General features: G+C 36.7%; 1 protein-coding gene. It reads left to right on the top strand.

The window, feature by feature from the left end; genetic code table 11:
- Positions 1–59: 59 nt before the first annotated feature.
- A complete protein-coding gene (locus tag IRT38_RS17400) occupies positions 60–761 on the top strand; it encodes an IS1 family transposase (protein WP_004282341.1) in 702 nt (233 codons plus the stop codon).
- Positions 762–788 lie beyond the last annotated feature (27 nt).

Here is a 788-nt window from a genome sequence, read left to right as displayed (position 1 = left end):
GGTGGTGTTTCAAAAAGTATGCTGAAAAAAAGCAGGTTGGATTTTGATAAAATAGAGAAATGCGAATAACTCTAGAAATCAAGTGTCCAGCCTGCCTAAGTGACAGTATAAAGAAAAATGGCACAAAAGTAGATGGTAAGCAAAATTACCAATGTAAAATATGCAGACGTCAATTTATTGGTGATCATGCTCTCAGTTATCAAGGCTGTCACTCAGGTATCAAAACCAAAATATTACACCTCATGGTGCGAGGCAGTGGTGTCAGGGATATAGCAGAAATTGAAAGAGTAAGTATCGGTAAAGTTCTACGGACACTTAGCCAATCAAAATATCAACTTCGAGCACAGCAAAGTCATTATGAAACCCTTGAAGTAGATGAGTTTTGGACTTTTGTTGGTCATAAGCAAAATAAACAATGGCTAATTTATGCCTATCATCGAGAAACAGGTGAAATTGTTGCTTATGTATGGGGTAACCGAGATTTAGCCACTGCAAAACGACTTAAATTAAAATTGAAGCAGTTAGGTGTAAGCTATACATGTATATCAAGTGACCATTGGGATAGCTTTGTTACGACCTTTAAAGAATGCAAACAGTTGATTGGTAAATTTTTCACTGTGGGTATAGAAGGCAATAATTGTCGATTACGGCATCGAATCAGGCGAGGCTTTAGGAGAAGCTGCAACTTCTCCAAAAAGCTTGAAAATCATTTCAAAGCCTTTGATTTAGTGTTCTTTTATATCAATAATGGATTCGTTTAATGCCAGCATACTTTTTGAAACACCACC

This window comes from Acinetobacter sp. SK-43, from assembly GCF_015351505.1.
In the GTDB taxonomy this organism is placed as follows: Bacteria; Pseudomonadota; Gammaproteobacteria; order Pseudomonadales; family Moraxellaceae; genus Acinetobacter; species Acinetobacter junii.
This window is presented reverse-complemented; position numbering and strand designations above follow the sequence as displayed.

Bases quoted from the DNA above. Each gene is read 5' to 3' on its own strand.
- IRT38_RS17400 (WP_004282341.1), top strand. From the start codon at position 60: ATGCGAATAACTCTAGAAATCAAGTGTCCAGCCTGCCTAAGTGACAGT.